This window comes from Baekduia soli (assembly GCF_007970665.1).
GTDB lineage: Bacteria > Actinomycetota > Thermoleophilia > Solirubrobacterales > Solirubrobacteraceae > Baekduia > Baekduia soli.
Genome location: NZ_CP042430.1, coordinates 2,010,949 through 2,033,463, shown reverse-complemented (window position 1 = coordinate 2,033,463; position 22,515 = coordinate 2,010,949). Strand labels below are relative to the sequence as shown.

Below are 22,515 nucleotides of genomic sequence, written 5' to 3'. Positions count from 1 at the left end.
TCAGGAGCCTCCCTCGTGGGTGGTCGGGTGGATGGCCGCGGAGGGACCCCGCGAGGCGGAGGACGGCACCTGCGCCGCTCCTTCGAGGAACGCGACGGCGGTGAGCGTGAGCTCGTCGGTCAGCTCGGGCAGCCGCTCGAGGTCGCCGGCGCGCACGCGGGCGCAGACGAGCTGGTCGACCCCGGCCGACAGGATGAAGAGGGCGTCGTCGGACGGCATCCGCAGGTCGGGGCGCTCGCGCACCGCGGCGCGGAACGACGCGCGGTAGCGGTCGGCGAAGCGGCGCAGCGCGGCGTCGCGCTCGGCGCCGGCGCGCGGCCCGGCGAGGTGGACGTCGAAGAGGTGGGTGCGGGCGAAGCGCGGCTCGCCGGCCAGCGTGCGCAGGTAGGCGTCGAGGCCGGCGCGCAGGCGCGCGGCCCAGTCGCCCTGTTCGGCGCGCACCGCGGCGCGGATGCGCTCGACGATGACGTCGATGCCGTAGCGGTAGGCCTCCAGGTAGCAGTCCTCCTTGGAGGCGAACTGGGCGTAGAACGTCCCGCGCGACACACGTGCGATCCGCACGACGTCGGCGACGGTCGCGGCGGCGTAGCCCTTGTCGGCGACGGCCTGGATCATCGCCTCCACGAGCCGGGCGCGCTGGGTGCCGCCCGCGTCGAGCCGGTGGCCGACGTCGGGGTGCGCCGCGACGAGGGACGGGTCCGTCACAGCGCCGTACCTTAGGGGTACGACAGGATACCCGCAAGGTACGGTGGTGCCGATGGCCCCTGGCGCCACCGGGGCCCCGGCGCCCGCGATCGTCGGCCTACGCCGGCGCCGATGGCGCGAACGTGGCGGATGACCCCACCTTCGCGCCATCGGGCAGGTCGATGGCACCCGCATGGCCCGGGACACACCCAGGGGCCGACGCCCGTCCTCCGCACCGTCCGCGCGGAGCGCCCCCGGCGCCCTAGCCGATCTTGACCACCATCTTGCCGGTGTTCTCGCCTCGCAGCAGGCCCCGGAACGCGGCCGGGGCGTTCTCGAGGCCCTCGACCACGGTCTCGCGGAACGTGATGCGCCCGTCGCGCAGCGCCGGCACGACCTCGGCGACCATGTCGGGGCGCCGCGTCGCGTGGTCGCGGACGATGAACCCGCGCAGCGTCAGCCGCTTGCCGACGATGAGGAACATGTTGGTCGGCCCGGGCGGCGGCTCGGTCGCGTTGTAGCCCGAGATCGCCCCGCAGAGCGCGACGCGCCCGTGGTCGTTGAGCGCGCCGATCGCCGCCTCGAGGTGCTCGCCGCCCACGTTGTCGAAGAACAGGTCGATCCCGTCCGGCGCTGCGGCGGCCAGCGCGTCGGCCACCGGCCCGTCCTTGTAGTTGAACGCGGCGTCGAAGCCGAGGTCGTCGAGCAGGTGGGCGACCTTGGCGGCCGAGCCGGCGCTGCCGATGACCGTGTGGCCCCGGAGCTTCGCGAGCTGGCCGACCAGGCTGCCGACCGCACCGGCGGCGCCCGAGACGAACACGACGTCGCCGTCCTTCAGCCCGCCGACGTCGAGCAGGCCGGCGTAGGCGGTCAGGCCGGGCATCCCCAGCACGCCCAGGTGCGCCGACGGGCTGATGCCGTCCACGTCGACCTTGCGCGTGTGGGCGGCGGGCATCACCACGTACTCGCGCCAGCCGAGCTGGTGGGTCACCGTGTCGCCCACCTGCCGGTCCTCGGACTCCGAGGCGACGACCTCGCCGACCGCGCCCCCCTCCAGCGGCGCCCCGACCGCGAACGGCGGCACGTAGGACTTGCGGTCGCTCATCCGCCCGCGCATGTACGGGTCGACCGACATCCACGTGTTGCGGATGAGGATCTCCCCGGGCCCCGGGTCGGGCACCTCGACCTCGACCAGGCGGAAGTCGCTCTCCTTGGGCTCGCCGTGCGGGCGGGCGGCGAGCTGGATCTCACGGGAACGGGTGGGCATCCCCCGATCCTCGCACGGCGCGTCCGTCAGCCGGCGCGTGCCGGGAGCACGCCGTCCATGCTCATGACGTACCGGCGCACGCCGCTGCCGTCGGGCCGGCCCATGCCCGGCTTGGTGTTGAGGATCGCGCCCATGAGCCCGGCGGAGTTGTCGGCGACCTCGACCGCGTCGTCGGTGCCGAGAGCACGCGGAGCAACTCCTCCCGCGATCGTCGCCGAGGGCTTCGCCAAGCAGCTGGTGCTCAGGCCGGCGGGCTTCACGGCCACGACCGTCGCCGACCAGAGCGGCGCGCGCGCCGCGGGGCAGGCGTCACCGCAGCGACGATCGTGGCGATGGGGGCTTGACGCTGCGCGTCGTGCCGATCGCGACCCGGCGCAGGGCGGCCCGGATCTCGGCGTCCCGGATCCGCGCCTCCTCGTCGATCCAGCTCCACCGCACGCCCTCGTGCATCGCGAATCGCGGCTGGCGGTGGTCCTGGACCTCGTGGACCTCGAGCCGGATCGCCGCGACGCGCCCGGACTCCTCCAGCGGCTCCTCGGCGACCACGGCGACGCCGTGCGCCGTGCACGCGACGTCGCGGGACAGGACCGTGAGGGCCGCGCGCGGATCCTCGCGCAGGCGCGCCAGCGACTCGCGGCGCAGGGCCAGCGCGAGCAGGATCGTCCGCGGGCCCGAGCGCACCGCGGTCGACACGGGGATCGCGTGGGGCGCGCCGCCGCCGGTGGAGAGGATCGCCACCGTGCCGTCGTCCCAGTCGGGGAGCTCGTCCATCCCCGACACCGTAGGGCCCTGCCATATTCCGGGGGCGCCATGACCCGCCTCGCCGTCACCTACGACGTCGCGATCGTCGGCGGCGGCCACAACGGCCTCGTCGCCGCCGCCTACCTCGCCCGCGCCGGGCGTTCGGTGGCGGTGCTCGAGCGCCGCGACGCGGTCGGCGGCGCCGCGGTCTCCGAGCGCGCGTTCCCGGGCGTCGACGCGCGGCTCTCGCGCTACTCCTACCTCGTCAGCCTGCTCCCGGCGTCGATCATCGCCGACCTCGGGCTGCCGGTCCGCCTGGCCCGCCGGCGCGTCTCGTCCTACACGCCGGACCCGCGTGACGGCGGCCGCCGCGGCCTGCTCGTCGACGCCGGCGACCGCGCGGCCACGCGCGCCTCGTTCCGGCGCGTGACCGGCGGCGACGCCGACCACGACGCCTGGGAGGCGTTCTACGCGCGGACCGCCGCGCTGGCCGCCCGCGTGTTCCCCACGCTGACCGAGCCGCTGCGCTCCCGTGACGAGCTGCGCGCACTGGCCGGCGACGACGCCACCTGGGCGGCGGTCGTCGACGCGCCCCTCGGCGAGGCCGTCGCCGGGGCGTTCGCCGACGACCTCGTCGCGGGCGTGGTGCTCACCGACGGGCTCATCGGCACGTTCGCCGGCGCCGGCGACCACGACCTGCGCCAGAACCGCTGCTTCCTGTACCACGTCATCGGCGGCGGGACCGGGGACTGGGACGTGCCCGTCGGCGGCATGGGCGCGCTGACCGGCGCGCTGGCCGCCGCGGCGCAGGCCGCCGGCGCGCAGCTGCACTGCGACACCGAGGTGGTGGGGATCGCGACCGGCCCCGGCGGCGCCGAGGTGCACGTGCAGGGGCCGGGCGGCGAGCAGACGGTCGCGGTGCGCCACGTGCTGGTCAACGCCGCGCCGGCCGAGCTGGACCGCCTGCGCGGGCGCGCGCCCGCCGGCCCGCGCCCGAGGGCGCACAGCTCAAGGTCAACCTGCTGCTCGATCGCCTGCCGCGCCTGCGCGACGGCGCCGTGGCGCCCGAGCAGGCCTTCGCCGGGACGTTCCACGTCAACGAGACGGCCTCCCAGCTGGACGCGGCCCACGACCGGGCGGCCGGCGGCGCGATCCCCGACCCCGTGCCCTGCGAGGTCTACTGCCACTCGCTGACCGACCCGACCATCCTGGGCCCGGAGCTGCGCGCGGCCGGCGCCCACACGCTGACGGTCTTCGCGCTGCACCTGCCGGCCCGGCTGTTCACGGCCGATCCCGATGGCGCGCGGGCGGCCGCGCTGGCCGCGACCCTGCGCTCGCTGGACAGCGTGCTCGACGAGCCCATCGCCGGCTGCGTCGCCCACGGCCCCGACGGCGCGCCGTGCATCGAGGCGCGCAGCCCGGCGGACCTCGAGCGCGAGCTGCGCATGCCCGGCGGCCACATCTTCCACCGCGACCTGGCGTGGCCGTTCGCCGAGCACCCCGAGGAGGTCGGGCGCTGGGGCGTGGAGACCGACGACCCCGCGATCCTGCTCTGCGGTGCGGGGGCGCGCCGCGGCGGCGGCGTCAGCGGCATCACCGGCCACAACGCCGCGATGGCCGTCCTGCACGGCTGAGCGCGCCGCGCCGCCGCCTCAGCCGCCCGGGCCCGCCGAGGGGCGCGTGAGGTCGACCTTCGCCCAGCCGGGCGCGGCGCCGCGCAGGCGCAGCAGCGCCTGCGCGATCCGCACGCCGCGGTCGCCGACGCGCAGCGGCAGGTACCCGAGCACGTCGCCCTCCAGGACGAGCTCCTCGCCGCCGGCGCGCAACGTCCAGCCGACGCCGCCCTCCAGCGCGGGGCCGCCGTCGTAGGAGGTGCGGATCGCGTAGCCGTCGAGGGCCAGCGGCTGCGCGGCGCCGGGGATCCACAGGACGCCGTGGAAGTCCTCGGCACCGTCGGCGCGGTTGGCGAACGCCACGATGCGGCGCCCGTCGGCCAGCTGCACGCACGCGAAGTCCTGGTCGGGCGCGCTGTCCCACACGCGCGGGCCCCAGGAGTGGTCGCGGAATGCGGGGGCGCCGTCCAGCGCGATCGTGCGGTCCCCCAGGCGCAGCGTGCCGATCGCGCGGCCGAACTGCTCGTAGTGGTTGCGCCCGTAGGCGACGTCGCGGCCGCCGGGGATGAGGTCGCCGGCCGGCGACAGGCAGTGCATCGGCAGCTCGGCGTCCCAGCGCAGGTCGAGCTCGACGGCGACCGGCGCCGCGGCGCGCCATGTGGCCCCGGGCGCGACGCCGAACGCCGGCGGGTCGGCGAGCAGGCGCGCCCCGCCGCCGGCCCAGCGCAGGCGCCAGCGGCGCGTGGCCTGCTCGGCCTCCAGGCGCATCGGCCCCGAGGCCCACGCGGGGCTGCCCGGGACGACCGCGGCGGCCTCCAGCGGTGACCGCGCGTAGTGGAAGACGACGCCGGCGCCGCCGGTCAGCGGCAGCACGAGGGAGGCCTCGCCGTAGCCCTCGTTGGGCCGCAGGCCGATCCGCAGGATCGCGCCGGCCAGCCCGCTGCCGTCCGGCCCGGCGACGTTGAAGTACACGCTGTCGTTGTGGGACGGGTGCTCGCCGACGGGCTGGACCGCGTCGTGCTGGACGCCGTAGCGGCAGGCGGTCAGCGCGGTCACCGCGGCGGCCCTCCGGCCCGCGCGGCCTCGAGGTAGTCCAGGACGTGGCGCAGACCGTGGTGGGACTGGTAGCCCAGCGCGGCGTAGCGGACGTCGTGGGTCTCCCCCGCGGCGAAGATCGCGGCGGCGCGGACCATCGTCACCGCCGTGTAGACCGACTCGTGGACGCTCCAGAAGTGGAAGGCGCGCGGCGGCACGGCCCAGCCCGCGGCCTCCTCGTAGCGGGCCAGCAGCTCGGGCAGCTCGACGAGGCCCGACGGCAGCCGGGTGCGGCCGCGGAACAGGCGCAGCGCGCAGTGGGCCAGGTCCTGCACCGGGTCGCCGACGTGGGCCTCCTCCCAGTCGAGCACGGCGGCGATGCGCCCGTCGTGCAGGAGGTAGTTGCCCGTGCGCAGGTCACCGTGCAGCACGGCCCGGCGGCCCGAGACGTGGTCGGCGTGGGCCAGCAGCCACGCGAAGCCCCAGTCCAGGATCGGCACGGGCTCCAGCCCCTCACCCGTGTAGATCGCGTGCCAGTGGCGGACCTCGGCGATCGGGTCGGGGTCCTGCGCGCCGCGCAGGCCGGGCGGCGCGACCGCCGGCGGCGCGGCGTGCAGCGCGGCGGCGATCCGCATGAGCTCGCGGGCCACCGCCGCGCGCTGCGTCGCGCCGGCGAACGCCCGGTCCGACGTCCACTGCGTCGGCACCTCGCCCGCGACGCGCTCGACGACGTAGAGCGGGCGGCCGGTCGCCTCGCCGTGCTCGTCGAGCCACAGCGTCCGGGGCACCGGCACCCCGTCGATCCCCTCCACGGCGCGGCGCAGGGCGAACTGCGTGGCCGCACGGTAGGGCCGCAGCAGGCCGGCGGCCGGCTCGCGGTGGACGACGAGACGGCGGCGCCGCACCGCCCCTCCGGCGTCCCAGGCCACGCCGACCACGTAGGTCTCCCACGAGAAGCCCTCGACGCTGCGGCGCAGGCACTCGAGGCGGAGGCCGGGCTCGCCCACGCGCTCGGCGAGGAAGGCGCGCAGCGCCTCGCCGAGCCCGTCGGCGTCAGGCATACATGCCCGACCGCAGCCGCGCACGCTCGCGGTCGTTGCCCTCGCGCAGGAACGCGGTGGCCGCCTCCCGCGCGGCGGCCACGGCGCCACCGTCCTCCTCGCGCGCCGCCAGCCACGCCAGCGCCTCGCGCAGCGCGGCCAGGCCGTCGGCGCGGCGGGCCGCCGCGTCGGCGGGCGGCGCCGTCGCGCCCGGGGCGGCCGGCCCCGCCCAGCCCGCCGCGCGCAGCGCCGCCAGGACGTCGCCGAGGCCGTCGGCCTCCGCGGCGACCTCGGCGGGCTCCCAGGCCACGCGGCCGGCCAGGTTGACCAGCAGCTCCTCGATCGCGCGCAGCTGCATGAGCGCGAAGCGGTCGTCCACGTGCGGGGCGACATCGGCGTGCAGCGCCTCGGCGACGCCCTCCAGGAGCCGCTGGACCGGCACCGTGCTCAGCATGGAATGCCCCTGACGATCGTGAGACCCGACGCCGGTATCCGTATCAGCGGCCGGGGTCCCCGGCAAGGCGCCGCCGGGACAGGGCGACGAGGACGAGGCCGTCGGACCCCGGGTTGCGCAGCCGGCGCACGCCCGCGTCGGCCAGGCTCAGCACGGCTCCCTCGCCGAACGGCCGCCGGGTGCCGTCGCAGGCCTCGACCTCGACGGCCCCGCGGGCGACCACGACGAGCGCGTCGTGCCAGGCGGCGGGGTCGTGGTCGAGCACGCCGCCCGCGGCGATGACGACCGTCCGCAGCCGCATCGACGAGCCGGGCGGGAGGCGCAGGAACGACATCGGGCCGCGGGCGGGATCGTCCATCCGCCCCTGGGACCGGTCCCGGGAGCGCGACTCATCGGTGGGCGAGGTTGCGAGGCGGCGACCGGCTGTCTAGGTTTGGGGCCAGAAGTTGTCTTATCGAACAGACAACCCCGCGCCAGGAACCCAGGAGCCCGCTGCATGCTGCTCGTAGGCATCGATATCGGAGGGACGTTCACCGATCTCGCCCTCTATGACTCCGACCGAGGGCACGTGGCGGTGCACAAGGTCCGCTCGACGCCCGAGGACCCGGGCCGCGCGCTGGTCTCGGGCATCGTCGAGCTGTGCGCCCAGGCCGGTGTGGGCACCGGGGACCTCGACGGCGTGCTGCACGGCACGACCGTCGCCACCAACGCGGTGCTCGAGCACCGCGGCGCCCGGACCGGCATGCTCACCACCGAGGGCGTGCGCGACGTCGTGCACATCGGCCGCCACCAGCGGCCCCAGCCCTACTCGGTCATGCTCGACATCCCGTGGCAGACCGCCCCGTTCGTGGAGCGCGCGCACCGGCTGACGGTCGCCGAGCGGATCGCGCCGCCCACGGGCGAGGTCGTCGTCGCGCTCGACGAGGACCGGGTCCGCGCCGCCGCCGGCGAGTTCCGCGAGGCCGGCGTCGAGGCCATCGCCGTCTGCTTCCTGTTCTCCTACCTGGATCCGACGCACGAGCGCCGCGCGGCCGAGATCCTGCGCGAGGAGCTCCCGGAGGCGTTCGTGACCGCCTCGGCCGACGTCAGCCCGCAGTTCCGCGAGTTCGAGCGCTTCACGACCGCGTCGATGAACGCCTTCGTCGGCCCGGGGACCGGGCGCTACCTCGAGCGCCTCACCGCGGCGCTGGAGCGCGAGGGCATGGGCTCCGAGCTGCTGGTCATGCGCAGCAACGGCGGCGTGGCCAGCGTGGCCGAGGCCGCCCGGCGACCCGTCACGCTCATGCTGTCGGGCCCGGCCGCCGGCGTGCTGGGCGCCCAGTGGGCCGCGGGCCTGGCCGGGCGCACCCAGCTCATCACCTTCGACATGGGCGGCACGAGCGCCGACATCGGGATCGTCACGGAGGCCGGCGTCTCGCAGGCCTCCGCGCGCGACACCGAGATCGCCGGCTACCCGCTGCTCGTCCCCATGTTCGACATCCAGACCATCGGGGCCGGCGGCGGCTCGATCGCCCGCGTCGACGAGGCGGGCGCCTTCCGCGTCGGCCCGCGCAGCGCCGGCGCGGTGCCGGGCCCCGCCGCCTACGGCGCGGGCGGCGACGAGGCCACCGTCACCGACGCACACCTCGTCCTGGGCCGCCTGGACCCCGAGCGTTTCCTGGGCGGCGACATGGCCCTGGACCCCGGGGCGGCCGCGGCCGTCATCGACCGGCTGGCCTCCGACCTCGGGCTCGAGCCCGCCGAGGCGGCCGAGGGCGTGCTGCGCCTGGCCAACGCCAACATGGCCCAGACCATCCGCTCCATCACGATCCAGCGCGGCCACGACCCGCGCGACTTCAGCCTGGTGGCCTTCGGCGGCGCCGGCCCGTTGCACGCCGCCGAGCTGGCCGCCATGCTCGGGATCGGCGAGGTCGTCATCCCGCCGCACCCGGGCATCACGTCGGCCGCCGGGCTGCTGACCTCCGACCTTCGCTACGACCACATGCGCACCGTGTTCATGACCGAGGGCCGCAACATCGACGCCGACGTGATCAACCGCCAGTTCGCCGAGCTCGCCGACGAGCTCGTCGCGCGGCTGGACCGCGACGGCGCCGCGCCCGACGAGGTCCACGTCGAGCGCGCGCTGGACTGCCGCTACCTCGGCCAGGGCTACGAGCTGCGCATCCCGGCCGGCCCGGAGGGCTTCGGCCCCGAGGTCCTGGAGGCGTTCCACGAGGCCCATCGCGCCGAGTACGGGCACGCCTTCGGCGACCCGATCGAGATCGTCAACCTGCGCGTCACGGCCTCGGGCCCGCGGCCCAAGCTCGAGCGCGTCGACGTCCCGTCGGAGACGCTGGAGGAGGCCCTCATCGGCGAGCACGACGGCGTGTGGCGCGTCGACGGCGCCCTGGAGCCGCGCGCGACCCGCCAGCTGCTGCGCGAGCACCTGCCCATCGACGAGGCGGTGGCCGGCCCGGCCATCGTCTTCCAGCGCGACACGACGATCGTCGTGCCGCCCGGCTGGAGCGCGACCGCCACCGAGGGCGGCGCGCTGCTGCTGACCGCCGACCCCGAGATCACCATTGGAGCCCTGGCATGAGCACGACCGAACGCCCCCGCGTCGACCCCGTCACCGCGGCGGTCATCGGCGGCGCGCTGACCTCCATCGCGGTGGAGATGGGCCACCGCCTGGCGCGCATGTCCTATTCGTCGATCATCCGGGAGTCCGAGGACTTCGGCTGCGCGATCTGCGACGCCGAGGGCCGCCAGCTCTGCGAGTCCACGCAGTCGACGCCGCTGCAGTCGGGCCCGATCCCGGGCTACCTGCGCGGGATCAACCGGCGCTTCGCCGAGGTCGGCGACACGTGGCGGCCGGGCGACGTCGTCGTCCACAACCACCCGTTCTACGGCGCGTCGCACCAGCCCGACGTCGGGTTCGCGGTGCCGATCTTCCTGGGCGAGGAGCTCATCGGCTTCTCGATGACCACCGCCCACCACCTCGACCTCGGGGCGCTGACGCCGGGCAGCTGCGGCATCGTCGACGCGACCGACGCGTTCGCCGAGGGCCTCCTGCTCAACGCGGTCAAGGTCGAGGAGGAGGGCCGGCGCAACGAGAGCGCCTGGCGGATCATCGCCGACAACACGCGCCTGCCCGCGCTGGTCGTCGGCGACATGGAGGCCCAGGTCGTGGCCGCCAAGCTCGGCGCCGAGCGCATGCTCGACCTCGTGCAGCGCCACGGCCTGGAGCGCGTCCAGGCGGCCTCCGAGCAGCTCATGGACCAGTCCGAGCGTGCGCTGCGGGCCGAGATCGAGAAGCTCCCCGACGGCCGCTACGAGGCCGAGGGCACGATGGACGGCTTCCTCGACCACCCCGACCCCGCCTACCGCAACCTGCCGGTCAAGGTCGCGATCACGGTGTCGGGCTCCGACCTGCACGTCGACCTCGCGGGCACGGCCGACCAGGTCGACCTGCCGATCAACATGCCCTTCGAGGGCACGGTCGACATCGCGGTCTGCCTGACGCTGCGGGCGATCCTGCTCGACAGCGAGCGCCACGACGACGTCATCAGCAACCAGGGGCTCTTCCGCCCCATCACGATCAGCGCACCGCTGGGCTGCGTGGCCAACCCGCGCTTCCCGGCGCCGACGATCGCCCGCTTCTGCGGCGGCAACATCATCGCCGACACCGTGATGCGCGCCCTGGCGCCCGTCATGCCCGACGCGGTGGCCGCGGGCGTGGGCAACCTCAAGGTGGTGGCCTACTCCGGCGCGGTCGACGGCGGCGCGTGGGTGTACATGGACATCGTCGAGGGCTCCTACGGCGGACGGCACGGCAAGGACGGCCTGGACGCCGTCGACACGCTGTACGCCAACACCAGGAACAACCCGATCGAGGACATCGAGTCGCACTACCCGCTGCGCGTCACGCGCTACGAGCTGACCGAGCAGGGCGCGGGCGCCGGGCGCTGGCGCGGCGGCCTGGGCTCCATCCGCGACATCCAGTTCCTGGCCGAGGGCGGCTTCTCGCTGGAGGGCGACGGCAACCTCGTCGCCCCGCCCGGCCTGTTCGGCGGAGAGCCGGGCGCGCCGGGCGCCGTCATCCTGAACCCCGGAACCGAGCAGGAGACCCCGCTGCCCTCCAAGATCCCCTACCGCAAGGCGCGGGCGGGCGACGTGCTGCGGCTCGTGGGCCCCTGCGGCGGCGGCTACGGGGATCCGTCCGAGCGCGACCCGGAGGCGATCGCCCGCGACACGCGTGACGGCGTGGGGACGGTGGCGCGGTGACCGCCGTCGTCCCGTCGGCCGACCGGGCGACGGCCCTGGCGCGCACGATGACCCAGGACCTGTCGACCGCCGCGACGATCGGCGCCACCGGCCAGGGCGGCATCTCGCGCTTCGCCTGGACCGACGAGCTCGCCGAGGTCACCGCGTGGGTGTCCGGCGAGCTCGAGGCGCTGGGCCTGGCGTGCGAGATCGACGCGGCGGGCAACCTCATCGCCCGCTGGGAGGCGGGCTCGGGCGGCGCGGTCATGGCCGCCTCGCACCTGGACACGGTCCCCAACGGCGGGGCCTTCGACGGCGTCGTCGGCGTGCTCGGCGCCCTGGAGGCCGTGCGCATCCTCAAGCGCGAGGGCTTCGAGCCCGCGCGCCCGATCTGGGTCGGCGCGTTCATGGACGAGGAGGGCACGCGCTTCGGCGCCGCGCTGTTCGGCAGCCGCGCGTTCGCCGGCCAGGACGTCAGCGCGAGCCTGGCGGCGACCGATCGGGACGGGGTGAGCGTCGCCGAGGCGATGCGCGCGCGGGGGTTCGACCCCGACCGCGTGGGCGAGGCGTTCCGCGCGCGCGAGCTGTCGGCCTACCTCGAGCTGCACGTCGAGCAGGGCCCGGTGCTCGCCGCCGCCGGCCGGCGCGTCGGCATCGTCGAGTCGATCAGCGGCGTGCTCGGCTTCGTGATCACCGTCAAGGGCGAGGAGAACCACGCCGGGGCGACGCCGACCGAGGGGCGCCGCGACGCGCTCGTCGGCGCCGCGCGGATGATCCTCGCGCTGCGCGAGAAGGCCAGGGCGCAGCCGGAGCTGCGGGCGACCGTCGGGCGCATCAGCGCCGCGCCGGGCACGTTCACCGTGATCCCCGGCGAGGTCACGTTCACCGTCGACCTGCGCCCGTCCCAGCCCGAGGTGCTCGAGCCCTGCCAGGCCTGGCTGGCCGAGATGGTGGCCGAGATCGCCGCCGACGAGGGACTCACCGCCGACGTGCACCGCCAGTACGCGCTCATCCCCACGATGATGGACCCGGCGGTCGTCGACGCGCTCGAGGCCTCGGCCCTCGAGCAGGGCGGCGATCCGCTGCGCATGTGGAGCGGGGCCGGGCACGACGCGATGGTCGTGGCCGAGCACGCGCCCGCGGGCATGGTCTTCGTGCCCAGCGTCGGTGGCATCAGCCACTCCCACCACGAGTTCACCGAGTCCGAGGACTGCGAGCTGGGCGCCCGCGTCCTGGCCGGGGCGATCCGCCGCCTGGCCTCCGACGGCGCCTAGGGCGCGGCCCCCGTGGCCACCGTCGACCGCTCCTCGCCACTGCCGGCCTACTTCCAGGTGGCCGAGGACCTGCGCCGCCGCCTGGCCGGTGGCGAGTGGCGCACGGGAGAGCGGATCGCCCCGGAGATCGCCCTGGCCCGCGACTACGCCGTGAGCCGCGTGACCGTGCGACAGGCGCTCGCCCAGCTCGCCAAGGACGACCTCCTGGAGCGCAAGCGCGGCAGCGGCACCTACGTGCGACCCCAGCCCCTGCCGATCGTCTACGACCTCAACCTGACGCTCGGCGCCTACGCGGCCCGCCTGCGCGACCTCGGGTTCAGCAACCGCGCCGAGATCATCGAGTCCGGCACCCTGGAGAGCCCGCCGGCGGGCCTGGCCGCCACGCTGGCCCTGTCCGCCGGGCGGACGGTGACCTATCTCGTGCGCCGCGTGATCATCAACGAGCAGCCCGCGGCGATCTACCGCTCGTGGTTCGACGCGGCGATGGTGCCGGGCATCGAGCGCAGCCCGGGGATCCAGGGCTCGCTCTCCAACGTGCTGGCCGAGGACTACGGCCTGGTGCCCGTCCGCAGCGAGCTGTCGCTGGAGGTCGTGCGGTCCACGACCGACGAGGCGCGGCTCCTGGACTCCGGCAGCGACGTGCCGCTGCTGGTCGTCACGAGCACGAGCCACCTGCGCGACGGCCGGCCGCTGGAGCGCGCGCAGATGTCCTGGCTCGGCGACCGCGTTCGCTTCCACGTCACGTCGGAGGCGCCTGGCCGCCGCTAGGGCGCCAGCGCGAGCGCCACGGCGCGCCGGGCGTGCAGGCGGGTGGTGTCGAACACGGGGACGGGGCTGTCGCCGGGCCCGGCGAGCAGCCCGAGCTCGGTGCACCCGAGCAGGACGGCCTGCGCCCCACGCCGCGCCAGGCCGGCCATGATCCGGCGCAGCTGCGCCCGCGAGCCGTCGTCCGCGACGCCGGCGCACAGCTCGTCGTAGATCACGTCGTGGACGATGCGGCGGTCCTCGCCCCCGGGCACGAGGACGTCGAGGCCGTGGCGCTCGCGCAGGCGCCCGACGTAGAAGTCCTGCTCCATCGTGTACGCCGTGGCCAGCAGCCCGACGGTGCGCAGGCCCTCGGCGCGGATGGCCTCCGCCGTCGCGTCGGCGATGTGCACGAACGGGATGCCGGCCGCCTCGGCGATCACGTCGGCCAGCTTGTGCATGGTGTTGGTGCACAGCACCAGCACCTCGGCGCCCGCGCCGGCCAGGGTCCGGGCCTCGGCGGCCAGCAGCTGCCCGGCCTGCTCCCAGCGGCCGTCGCGCTGCAGCGCCTCGATGACCGCGAAGTCCACCGAGCGCAGCACGCAGTCGGCGGAGTGCAGGCCGCCCAGCCGCTCGCGGACCTCCTCGTTGACCAGACGGTAGTACTCGGCCGAGGACTCCCAGCTCATCCCGCCCAGCAGCCCGATGCGGCGCACGGACGAAGTGAACCACACGGCGCAGCCGGGCCAGCCGAACGCCCAGGCCTGCGGCGAAGGACGGCACGGCACGCGCCGGCGGCGCGGCGGCACGCCGGTCCAGCGCCACGGGCCGGCGTCCGTCAGGACTGCCGGATCGGCCTCGCGCTGCGCACCTCCGGGTGCTCGGCCGGCGCACGGCGCCACAAGCACGTTCGTCGGACCGGCGGCACCGTAGGCTGGCGCCCGTGCCGCTCAGCGCCGCCCCGGACCCGGAGGAGCTCACCGGCCCGCCGGAGGGCCTCGTCTGGCCCGAGGCCCCGCGCTGGCACGACGGCCGCCTGTGGTTCGTCGACCTGTTCACGGGGCGCGTCCTGACCGCGGCGCCCGGTGAGGTGGCGCAGGTCGTCGCGCAGGTCGACGACGACGTCTCCGGCCTCGGCTTCCTGCCCGACGGGACGCCGCTGGTGGTCTCCATGCGCCGCCGCCGCGTGCTGCGCCTGGAGCGCGGCGGCGCCACGGCGCTGCACGCCGACCTGTCGGCGCTGGCGCCGGGGTACCTCAACGACATGGTCGTCGGGCCGACGGGGCGCGCCTACGTCGATGCCATCCGCAGCACGCAGCGCCCGGCCGACGGCCGCCCGGAGGACGCGCTGCTCGTCGTCGAGCCCGGCGGCGAGGCCCGCGTCGCGGTCGCGGAGGCCGCCCGGCCCAACGGGCTGGTCCTGGACGACGACGGCACGACGCTGCTGCAGGCCTCGACGACCGGGTGCGAGCTCGTGGCCTGGTCGGTCGACGCCCGCGGCGACCTGCACGCCCCGCGCGTGTGGGCGTCCACCGGCGAGCACACGCCGGACGGCATCTGCGCCGACGCGCAGGGCGGCGTCTGGGTCGCCACCCTGGGCTCGCGGTGCTTCCTGCGCGTGACGGAGGGCGGGGTGGTCACCGACCGCATCGACGTCGCGCCGCGCTGGGCGGTCGCCTGCGTGCTCGGCGGCGAGGACCGCCGGACGCTGTTCCTGCTGACCGCCGAGCCCGGCGAGCTGCCCGTGCAGGCCCACCCGCGCACGCACCGCGGCCACGTGCTGGCACGGCGCGTGACCGTGCCCGGCGCCGGCCGGCCGTGAGGGCTTAGGGTCACGGACGTGCCCGCCTCCCCCACGCCCGACGGGATCACCGTCCCCGCCCCCGCCGCCACGGTCGTCCTGCTGCGCGAGTCCGGCGCGGGCCTGGAGGTGCTGCTGCTGCGGCGCAACGCCCGGCTGGCCTTCCACGGCGGCGCCTGGGTCTTCCCGGGCGGGCGCGTCGACCCCGGCGACGACCACGGCGACGGCGAGCAGCCCGCCGCGCGCCGTGCGGCCGCACGCGAGGCACGCGAGGAGGCCGGCGTCGACGTCGACCCCGGCACGCTGCACCCGCTCTCGCACTGGACGACCCCGGAGGGCCGGCCGCGGCGCTTCTCGACGTGGTTCTTCGTCGGCGCGGCCGGCGACGAGGCGGTCAGCGTCGACGGCGGCGAGATCGACGACCACGCCTGGCACACCCCCGACGCGGCGCTGGCCGAGCAGGCCGCCGACCGCATCGAGCTGCCGCCGCCGACGTTCGTCACGCTGACGACGCTGCGCGGCCACCGGCGGATCGACGACGTGCTCGCCGACGTGCAGGGCCGTGAGCCGCCGGTGTTCGAGCCGCGGATCGTCGCGGTGCCGGGCGGCGAGTGCGCGCTGTACCCCGGCGACGCGGGCTGGGCGACGACGGACCCCGACGTGCCCGGGTCGCGCCACCGTCTGCTGACCGTCGCGGGCGGCTGGCGCTACCTGCGATGACGGCCGCGCACGACCTCCCCACCCTGCGCGACGGCGATCTCACGCTGCGCCCGTCATCCGGCGCCGACGTCGCCGCGCTCGCGGCGCTGCTCGCCGAGCCCGAGGTGCAGGCGTGGTGGGGCGACACGGAGGAGGCGGAGGTGCGTGGGATGCTCGCCGCGCAGCCCTGCTGGACGGTGGTCCTCGACGACGCCGTCTGCGGCTGGCTACTGGCCGAGGAGGAGGCCGACGAGCAGTTCCCGTCGGTGGCGTTCGACATCGTCCTGGGCGCCGGCGCCCGCGGGCGCGGGCTGGGCCGCCGGGTCCTCGCGCTGGCCATCGGCCACTTCATCGCCGCCGGCCACCACCGCTTCACGATCGACCCCGCCGTGACCAACGCCCGCGCGATCCGCTGCTACGAGGGCCTGGGCTTCAGGCCCGTCGGCGTCCTGCGCGCCTACGAGCGCACCCCCGACGGCGGGTGGCGGGACGGCCTGCTCATGGACCTGCTGGCCGAGGAGTTCACCGGCCCCGCCACGCAGGGGCCCTAGACCGGGCGCCCCAGGTCGCCCGGACGCGGATGTCGCGCGCGCAGGTGGGAGCGCGTCCACATCCCTCTCGCGACGATCCGGTTGTGCTCCGCCGAGCCGATGCCGGTCTTCGTCCCGATGGTCATGGCCGGTCCTCAGGCCGGGATGCCGGGAGGGCCGAGGATCTCGAGGCCATGGTCGGCGGCGGCCTGCAGGATCGGGGCCATGTCGGGGGGTGCGGTCGGCGCGGGGGGGATCTCCGCGACGGGAGCGGGGATCCCGAGCGTGCGGACGACGCCCTCGAAGCCGGCCTCCTGCGTGACCAGCAGGAAGCGCGCCTCGTCGGAGCTGACGATGAACGTGTGCGGCACGTCGCGCGGTCCGAAGACGAAGGAGCCGGCCGGAGCGACGACCGTCTGACCGGCGACCCAGATCGTGAGCTCGCCCTCGAGGACGTAGAACCACTCGTCCTCGTTGTGGTGGACGTGCAGCGGCGAGCCGGAGCCACGCGGCGCGGTCTGCTCGGTCAGCATCATCCGGCCGCCCGTCGTGGAGCCGTCGGCCTTGATCGTCGTCAGGCCACCGAAGAACCACAGGTGCTCTCCCTCTCCGGGACCGAGAGCGATGGGTGCGAGGGCGCCGTCCGGCGCGGTCGTGGTGTCTGCTGCGCTGATGGAGGTCATGCGTGCAGCCTGATCTCCGTGACGGGCGGGGACCATCCCCTCGCGTGCGGGGATCTTTCTTGCACGGCGTGGGAGACTCGCCCGCATGCGATGGACGGTCGAGCGGCTGATCGAGGAGATCGACCTGCTCGGCGCGCGCGGACTTCCGCGCGAGGAGTTCTTCGCGGAGCTGTCCCCGCGGCTGCGCAACGTCATCGACAACGACGCCAGCTGCTGGCACACGCTGGACCCGAGCACGCGGCTGCTGACCGCCGACGCGCCCAAGGAGCTCATCGAGCGCGGCGTGTTCGCCCCCGAGGCGACCCCCGCAGCCGGTGAGCTGATCGTCCGCAGCGAGTACATGGTCGACGACGTCAACACGTTCGCCGGCCTTGCCGCGCGACGGGTGCCCGTCGGCATCCTCGATCACGTCACCCGCGGCGACCCTCGGCGCAGCGCGCGCTATCGCGACCTGCTGCTGCCGGCCGGCATCCCGCACGAGCTCCGCGCCGCCTTCGTGATCCGCGGGCGTGCCTGGGGCGCCGTGCACATCGCCCGCCGCGCGAGCAGCGGCGCGTTCCAGCAGCGCGACGCCGACGCGCTCGCCGCCCTCACCGGGGCGATCGCCCGCGGCATCCGCGCGTCGCTGCGCTTCGACGCCGCCCGTCGCGTCACGGGCGCCGAGGCCCCGGGGATGGTCGTCCTCGGCCCGGGCGACGAGGTCGAGCTGATCACCCCTCCGGCACGCGACCTGCTCGCCTCGCTCCATCCTCGCGAGCCGCGCTGCACCGGGGAGACGATCCCGACGCCCGTGCTCGCGCTCGCGTCGTTCGTCCGCTCCGCGCCGGACGGCGGCCAGGGTGGCGGCAACGTCGTCACCGTGCCCGGCGGCGACGGCTGGGTGACGCTGCACGCCTCGCGGCCCGGACCTCACCACGACGGCCGCGTGGCGGTCGTCCTGGAGCCGGCCAGGGGCGCGCGGTCGGCCACGGTCCGCCTCGAGGCGTTCGGCGCGACGGCCCGCGAGCGCGACGTGGCCACCCTGCTGGCCCGCGGCCTGTCCCGAGCGGAGATCGCCGAGGCGCTCGTCCTGTCCCCGCACACCGTCGAGGACCACGTCAAGAGCCTGTACGACAAGGTCGGTGTCGGCTCGCGCCAGGAGCTGGTCGCACGCGTCTTCCTGGACGAGTACCTCCCGGAGGTGGTGCGTCAGACGCCGCTGACGTCGCGCGGGCGCTTCGACCGCGGATAGCGCCTGGCCCCGCAACGCCGAGAGCCGCCCCGGTCGGGGCGGCTCTCGGTCCTTCAGGTGGAGACGGCGGGAATTGAACCCGCGTCCGCGATCGCGCAGTGGAGGCGTCTACGAGCGTAGTCGGCGCTCTGATCTCGTCACCCGGTAGCCGCGCCGACAGGGGTCCGGGTGACCAGCTCCCTGAAGATGTCCCCGGTTCGGCAGGAGCGGACCTCCCCGGGTGAGCCGGCATTCTGATTCCGCACACCCCGCGGCCGGCAGGCGTGGGGCGGAACCTCACTCACCTAGTCAGAGACTAAGCAGCGAGGGCGTACTCGTGAGAGTCCGCACGTATGGTTTTCCCGGTGTTTTACGAGGCCTCCGGGACCTCGGCTCGCGACCATCCCTACGGAACCGACCACGTCGAAGCCTGTCGTCCCCGGGGATATGTCGCCACCTAGTGTAGCCGCGCCGCCGCGTCCGCGGGCCAGGCGGCCAGGACGCGTACGCGGCGACGCGTCGCCGGGTGGATCCGGTCGGGGCGCGGGTGCATCCCGAGCTTGGCGCACACCCGCAGCGAGCGCTCGTTGTCGGGCGCGACGACGGCCAGGATCTCGGCCATCCCGAGGGCCTGCAGGCCGAACTGGACGGTGGCGAGGGCGGCCTCGGTGGCCAGGCCGCCCCCAGGCCGGACGGGCCAGGCGCCAGCCGACCTCGGCCGCGGGCAGCACGTCGGGCAGGAACGTCGGCGCGGTCAGGCCGCACAGGCCCACCAGGACGCCCGGCGCGCCCCGCTCCTCCAGGGCCCAGATCCCGAAGCCGCGCCGGTCCCACTCGCGCTCGAAACGTGCCGGCAGGCCCGCGCTCTCCCCGGGCTCCGCCGGGCCGCCCGCCCCGATGTGGCGCATGACCTCGGGGTCGGCGTCGATCGCGGCCAGCGGCGCGGCGTCGGCCTGGGTGAAGCGGCGCAGCAGCAGCCGCGACGTGACGATGTCCGCGGCTGTCGTGCCTGGGCCCATGGCAACAAAGAAGACGCAGAACCAGAGCGCGTTCGAGGACCCATTCGCTCTCGCGCCCCCGAGAGGGCTGCGCCGGGCGGTGGGTGGCGCGGCCTCACACCTCATGGCCTCGCTCTTGCGCGTATCCGGTCCTGCGTCCTGATGCGGACCGTACGCTCGGCCCCGAACGACGTCAAGGGGGCCAGCACGGAAGTCGTGCTCGTTGCGAGGAATTAGATTGGAGGCATGACCACGACCGCACCGCAGGACGTCGCCTGGGATCTCGAGCCGCTCGTCGACGGTGAGGGAGAGCCCGGCGCGGACCGCATGCTCGACGAGGCCCAGCGCCGGGCCGACGCCTTCGCCGAGCAGCACGCCGGGAAGGTCGCTCAGCTCGACGGACCCGGTCTGGCCGCCGCGATGGCCGAGCTGGGCGAGATCTCCGAGATCGTCGGCCGCGTCGGCTCGTATGCCGCGCTGCGCTTCAGCGTCGACACCGCCGACCCCGCGACGGGCGCGCTGATGCAGCGTGTCCAGGAACGCGGCACCGCGATCGAGACCAAGTTGTTGTTCTTCGATCTCGAGTGGGCGGCGCTGGACGACGCCCGCGTCGAGGAGCTGCTGGCGGCCGACGGCCTGGAGCGGGCCCGACACCACCTGCGCACGGCCCGGCGCTACCGACCGCACCTGCTCACCGAGCCCGAGGAGAAGATCCTCTCCGAGAAGGCGGTGACGGGTCGCGACGCGTGGTCGCGCCTGTTCAGCGAGGTCACCAGCGCGATCGCCGTCGACCTCGACGGCGAGCCCGAGCCGGTGGCCCTCGACGTGGCGCTCGCGCGCCTGGCGTCGTCGGACCGCGACGTCCGCGCCCACGTGGCCCAGCGGGTCAGCGAGGCGCTGCAGCCGACCCTGCGCATCCGCGGCTACATCTTCAACACGCTGCTGGCCGACAAGTCGACCGACGACCGGCTGCGGTCCTTCCCGACCTGGATCTCGTCGCGCAACCTCGCCAACGAGGCCAGCGACGAGTCCGTCCAGGCCCTCGTCGAGGCCGTCCGCGAGTCCTATGAGATCCCGCGGCGCTGGTACCGGCTCAAGGCCCGGCTGCTCGGCGTGGAGCGCCTGGCCGACCACGACCGCATGGCGTCGGTCGGAGGCGAGGAGCCCGAGATCGGCTGGGACGAGGCGCGCGACACCGTCCTGGACTCCTTCGCCGGCTTCTCGGCCGAGATGGCCGACGGCGCGCGGCGCTTCTTCGACGAGCGCTGGATCGACGCGCCGGTGCGCCCGGCCAAGCGCGGCGGCGCGTTCTGCGCCTACACGGTGCCCAGCGTCCACCCCTACGTCCTGCTCAACTACACGTCCAAGCGCCGCGACGTCCTCACGCTCGCCCACGAGCTCGGCCACGGGCTGCACGCCTACCTGGCCGCCGACCGCGGGGTCTTCGAGCAGCACACGCCGCTGACGCTGGCCGAGACCGCGTCGGTGTTCGGCGAGACGCTCGTCTTCCGCCGCCTGCTCGACGCCGCCACGACGCCCGAGTCGCGGCTGTCGCTGCTGGCCGAGAACATCGAGGGGTCGATCGCGACGGTGTTCCGCCAGGTCGCCATGAACCGCTTCGAGGACCTCGCGCACACCGCCCGCCGGCAGGAGGGCGAGCTGAGCCTGGACACCATCGGCGCGCTGTGGGCCCAGTCGCAGGAGGAGCTGCTGGGCGACGCGGTGGAGGTCACCGACAACTACCGCACGTGGTGGTCCTACGTCCCGCACTTCATCTCGACCCCGGGCTACGTGTACGCCTACGCCTACGGCCAGCTCCTGGCGCTGTCGGTCTACGGCCGCTACCTGGCCGAGGGCGAGAGCTTCGCGCCGAAGTACCTCGAGCTGCTCTCGGCCGGCGGATCGCGCAGCCCCGAGGAGCTCGCGGCGATCGCGGGGCTGGACCTGACCGACCCGGGCTTCTGGCGCACCGGCATCGGCCTCGTGGGCGACCAGCTCGAGCAGGCCGAGGCGGCCGCCGAAGAGGTGCTGGCCAAGCGCGACCAGGACCTACACTCGACGGGGTGAACGACGAGCGCTGGCTGCCTCCGCGGTCCCCCGCCTCCGACCCGCCGGTGACCCCGGCGGCGGCCGACGAGGGCCTCGGCCCCGCCCAGGAGGAGCGCCGCGGCCTCCTGGCGCGGCTGCTGGCGCCGCTGGCGGCGCTCGTGGCGCTGGCCGGCAAGTTCAAGGCCGTCCTGCTCGTCCTGACCAAGGCCAAGTTCCTGGTCACGTCGGGCTCGATGCTCGTCTCGATCGGCGCCTACGCGCTGATCTGGGGCTGGCAGTTCGGCGTCGGGTTCGTGCTGCTGCTGCTCGTCCACGAGTATGGCCACGTCATCCAGCTGCGCCGCGAGGGCGTCAAGGACGCCGGGGCGCCGATCTTCATCCCGTTCCTGGGCGCGCTCATCTGGGCCAAGTCGCTGGGCAAGGACGCGGCCGCCGAGGCGCGGGTCGGCCTGGCCGGCCCGGTCCTGGGATCGATCGCGGCCGCCGCGTGCATCGGCCTCTACGCGCTGACGGGCAACCACCTGTTCCAGGCGCTGGCCTTCACGGGGTTCTTCCTCAACCTGTTCAACCTGCTGCCGGTCGGGTTCCTCGACGGCGCCCGCGCCGCCGCCGCCCTGAGCCCGTGGGTGTGGCTGCTCGGCGTCTTCGGCATCGTCGTGCTGGTGTTCGTCTTCCCCAACCCGCTCATCATCCTCATCGCGGTCCTGGGGATCTGGGAGACCTGGCAGCGCTTCCGCGCGTTCCGCGGCGGCGGCGAGGACATCGAGCGCTACTACGCGATCCCGCGCCGCCAGCGCATCATCATCGGCGCGACCTACCTGCTGCTGATCATCGCGCTCGTGATCGCGCTGGACGTCACGCACCTGCAGCGCGACATCCCCAACTAGCTACCGGTTGACCTCGCGCAGCGCGCGCTGCATGTCGCGCTGCATGTCCTTCTTCTTGAGCGTCTCGCGCTTGTCGAAGCGGTCCTTGCCCTTGGCCAGGGCGATCTCGACCTTCGCCCGGCCGTCGGAGAAGTACAGCCGCGTCGGGACGAGCGTCAGCCCGCGCTCGTGCGTGCGGCCGACGAGGCGCTCGATCTCGCGCCGGTGGGCCAGCAGCTTGCGGGGCCGCTCGGGCTCGTGGTTGTTGCGGGCCGCGGGCGCGTAGGGCGGGATGTGGACGTTCTGCAGCCAGATCTCGCCGTCGCGGATCATGGCGAAGCCGTCCTTGAGCTGGGCGCCGTTCTCGCGCAGGGACTTGACCTCGGTGCCCTGGAGCACGAGGCCGCACTCGAGCTTGTCGAGGAACTCGTAGCGGTGCGACGCAGCGCGGTTGCTCGCGACGTCGCCCGGTGCCACCTTGCGCTTCTTGCCCTTGGCCATGCCCTGTCCACTGTAGGGCCCTGCCCTGCCCGGGCGCGGCGCGAACGAGCCCCTGGGCGAGCTCGCGCGACCTGGCCCCGCCCG

Annotated in this window: 23 protein-coding genes, 1 other RNA gene and 1 pseudogene; 12 read left to right on the top strand and 13 right to left on the bottom strand. The window is 75.0% G+C overall.

What is annotated here, in order from left to right:
• The 4 genes from FSW04_RS25800 to FSW04_RS09475 all read right to left on the bottom strand — a co-directional run bounded on the left by FSW04_RS25800 (position 1) and on the right by FSW04_RS09475 (position 2,722).
• Positions 1-705: a TetR/AcrR family transcriptional regulator gene (locus tag FSW04_RS25800; RefSeq protein WP_228431078.1), complete on the bottom strand. Its 705-nt coding sequence runs from the start codon at positions 703-705 to the stop codon at positions 1-3.
• A 241-nt stretch (positions 706-946) separates the two neighbouring features.
• Positions 947-1,951, bottom strand: a complete 1,005-nt coding sequence (locus FSW04_RS09485; RefSeq protein WP_146918623.1) for an NADP-dependent oxidoreductase — start codon at positions 1,949-1,951, stop codon at positions 947-949.
• Between the two features lie 26 nt (positions 1,952-1,977).
• Positions 1,978-2,181 carry a hypothetical protein gene (locus FSW04_RS09480; RefSeq protein WP_146918621.1) on the bottom strand — a complete coding sequence of 68 codons (204 nt, stop codon included), beginning with the start codon at positions 2,179-2,181 and terminating at the stop codon, positions 1,978-1,980.
• 79 nt (positions 2,182-2,260) lie between these two features.
• A complete protein-coding gene (locus tag FSW04_RS09475; protein WP_146918619.1) occupies positions 2,261-2,722 on the bottom strand; it encodes a pyridoxamine 5'-phosphate oxidase family protein in 462 nt (153 codons plus the stop codon).
• Positions 2,723-2,761: 39 nt separating this feature from the next.
• On the opposite strand from FSW04_RS09475, the gene FSW04_RS09470 reads away from it, so the two are divergent.
• Positions 2,762-3,886 (top strand): phytoene desaturase family protein, encoded by a 1,125-nt coding sequence (locus FSW04_RS09470; RefSeq protein WP_228431076.1) that lies wholly within the window; start codon positions 2,762-2,764, stop codon positions 3,884-3,886.
• A complete protein-coding gene (locus tag FSW04_RS26985) occupies positions 3,856-4,326 on the top strand; it encodes a hypothetical protein (RefSeq protein ID WP_228431074.1) in 471 nt (156 codons plus the stop codon). Before FSW04_RS09470 ends, FSW04_RS26985 begins: the two co-directional genes overlap by 31 nt.
• Positions 4,327-4,344: 18 nt before the next feature.
• Here FSW04_RS26985 and FSW04_RS25795 read toward each other — a convergent pair whose 3' ends face one another.
• Genes FSW04_RS25795 through FSW04_RS09450 form a run of 4 tightly spaced genes read right to left on the bottom strand, consistent with a single transcriptional unit; the run spans position 4,345 to position 7,192 of the window.
• Positions 4,345-5,361, bottom strand: coding sequence for a hypothetical protein (locus FSW04_RS25795; RefSeq protein WP_187369366.1), 1,017 nt, complete (start codon positions 5,359-5,361; stop codon positions 4,345-4,347).
• Positions 5,358-6,401 carry a phosphotransferase family protein gene (locus FSW04_RS09460; protein ID WP_146918617.1) on the bottom strand — a complete coding sequence of 348 codons (1,044 nt, stop codon included), beginning with the start codon at positions 6,399-6,401 and terminating at the stop codon, positions 5,358-5,360. Before FSW04_RS09460 ends, FSW04_RS25795 begins: the two co-directional genes overlap by 4 nt.
• Entirely contained in the window at positions 6,394-6,834 is a 441-nt protein-coding gene (locus FSW04_RS09455; RefSeq protein ID WP_146918615.1) for a hypothetical protein, read from the bottom strand. The genes FSW04_RS09460 and FSW04_RS09455 overlap by 8 nt, the downstream gene beginning before the upstream one ends.
• Before the next feature lie 43 nt (positions 6,835-6,877).
• The gene (locus FSW04_RS09450; protein ID WP_146918613.1) at positions 6,878-7,192 is read right to left on the bottom strand and encodes a hypothetical protein; all 315 of its coding nucleotides are present in this window, start codon (positions 7,190-7,192) and stop codon (positions 6,878-6,880) included.
• Positions 7,193-7,330: 138 nt separating this feature from the next.
• On the opposite strand from FSW04_RS09450, the gene FSW04_RS09445 reads away from it, so the two are divergent.
• From FSW04_RS09445 to FSW04_RS09430, 4 genes are read left to right on the top strand one after another with little or no spacing between them, the layout of a single operon-like run.
• A complete protein-coding gene (locus tag FSW04_RS09445; RefSeq protein WP_146918611.1) occupies positions 7,331-9,412 on the top strand; it encodes a hydantoinase/oxoprolinase family protein in 2,082 nt (693 codons plus the stop codon).
• On the top strand, positions 9,409-11,097 hold the full coding sequence (locus FSW04_RS09440; RefSeq protein WP_146918609.1) for a hydantoinase B/oxoprolinase family protein: 1,689 nt from the start codon (positions 9,409-9,411) through the stop codon (positions 11,095-11,097). Before FSW04_RS09445 ends, FSW04_RS09440 begins: the two co-directional genes overlap by 4 nt.
• Complete coding sequence (locus FSW04_RS09435; protein ID WP_146918607.1) at positions 11,094-12,350, top strand: Zn-dependent hydrolase; 1,257 nt, start codon at positions 11,094-11,096, stop codon at positions 12,348-12,350. Before FSW04_RS09440 ends, FSW04_RS09435 begins: the two co-directional genes overlap by 4 nt.
• A 12-nt stretch (positions 12,351-12,362) precedes the next feature.
• Positions 12,363-13,118: a GntR family transcriptional regulator gene (locus FSW04_RS09430; RefSeq protein ID WP_146918605.1), complete on the top strand. Its 756-nt coding sequence runs from the start codon at positions 12,363-12,365 to the stop codon at positions 13,116-13,118.
• On the opposite strand, the gene FSW04_RS09425 is transcribed toward FSW04_RS09430, so the two are convergent.
• Positions 13,115-13,810, bottom strand: a complete 696-nt coding sequence (locus FSW04_RS09425) for an aspartate/glutamate racemase family protein (protein WP_146918603.1) — start codon at positions 13,808-13,810, stop codon at positions 13,115-13,117. The genes FSW04_RS09430 and FSW04_RS09425 overlap by 4 nt on opposite strands.
• A gap of 227 nt (positions 13,811-14,037) precedes the next feature.
• On the opposite strand from FSW04_RS09425, the gene FSW04_RS09420 reads away from it, so the two are divergent.
• The 3 genes from FSW04_RS09420 to FSW04_RS09410 are packed head-to-tail and all read left to right on the top strand — an operon-like array spanning position 14,038 to position 16,145.
• Positions 14,038-14,916, top strand: a complete 879-nt coding sequence (locus tag FSW04_RS09420; protein WP_187369365.1) for an SMP-30/gluconolactonase/LRE family protein — start codon at positions 14,038-14,040, stop codon at positions 14,914-14,916.
• 18 nt (positions 14,917-14,934) lie between these two features.
• A complete protein-coding gene (locus FSW04_RS09415) occupies positions 14,935-15,615 on the top strand; it encodes an NUDIX hydrolase (protein ID WP_228431072.1) in 681 nt (226 codons plus the stop codon).
• A complete protein-coding gene (locus FSW04_RS09410) occupies positions 15,612-16,145 on the top strand; it encodes a GNAT family N-acetyltransferase (RefSeq protein WP_146918598.1) in 534 nt (177 codons plus the stop codon). The genes FSW04_RS09415 and FSW04_RS09410 overlap by 4 nt, the downstream gene beginning before the upstream one ends.
• 134 nt (positions 16,146-16,279) lie before the next feature.
• Here FSW04_RS09410 and FSW04_RS09405 read toward each other — a convergent pair whose 3' ends face one another.
• The gene (locus tag FSW04_RS09405) at positions 16,280-16,807 is read right to left on the bottom strand and encodes a quercetin 2,3-dioxygenase (protein WP_146918596.1); all 528 of its coding nucleotides are present in this window, start codon (positions 16,805-16,807) and stop codon (positions 16,280-16,282) included.
• Between the two features lie 85 nt (positions 16,808-16,892).
• Here FSW04_RS09405 and FSW04_RS09400 point away from each other — a divergent pair, with 85 nt between their 5' ends.
• Positions 16,893-18,038, top strand: coding sequence for a helix-turn-helix transcriptional regulator (locus FSW04_RS09400; protein WP_146918594.1), 1,146 nt, complete (start codon positions 16,893-16,895; stop codon positions 18,036-18,038).
• Positions 18,039-18,093: 55 nt separating this feature from the next.
• On the opposite strand, the gene ssrA is transcribed toward FSW04_RS09400, so the two are convergent.
• Positions 18,094-18,458, bottom strand: a transfer-messenger RNA (tmRNA) gene (gene ssrA, locus FSW04_RS09395).
• A gap of 16 nt (positions 18,459-18,474) precedes the next feature.
• Positions 18,475-19,036: pseudogene (locus FSW04_RS09390) on the bottom strand (GNAT family N-acetyltransferase).
• Positions 19,037-19,261: 225 nt separating this feature from the next.
• Between FSW04_RS09390 and FSW04_RS09385 the strand changes: the two are divergent.
• Together FSW04_RS09385 and FSW04_RS09380 are read left to right on the top strand one after the other, a co-directional pair.
• Complete coding sequence (locus FSW04_RS09385; protein WP_146918592.1) at positions 19,262-21,082, top strand: M3 family oligoendopeptidase; 1,821 nt, start codon at positions 19,262-19,264, stop codon at positions 21,080-21,082.
• Positions 21,079-21,951, top strand: coding sequence for a site-2 protease family protein (locus FSW04_RS09380; protein ID WP_146918590.1), 873 nt, complete (start codon positions 21,079-21,081; stop codon positions 21,949-21,951). The genes FSW04_RS09385 and FSW04_RS09380 overlap by 4 nt, the downstream gene beginning before the upstream one ends.
• On the opposite strand, the gene smpB is transcribed toward FSW04_RS09380, so the two are convergent.
• Positions 21,952-22,431 carry an SsrA-binding protein SmpB gene (gene smpB / locus FSW04_RS09375; protein WP_146918587.1) on the bottom strand — a complete coding sequence of 160 codons (480 nt, stop codon included), beginning with the start codon at positions 22,429-22,431 and terminating at the stop codon, positions 21,952-21,954.
• Positions 22,432-22,515: the final 84 nt, after the last annotated feature.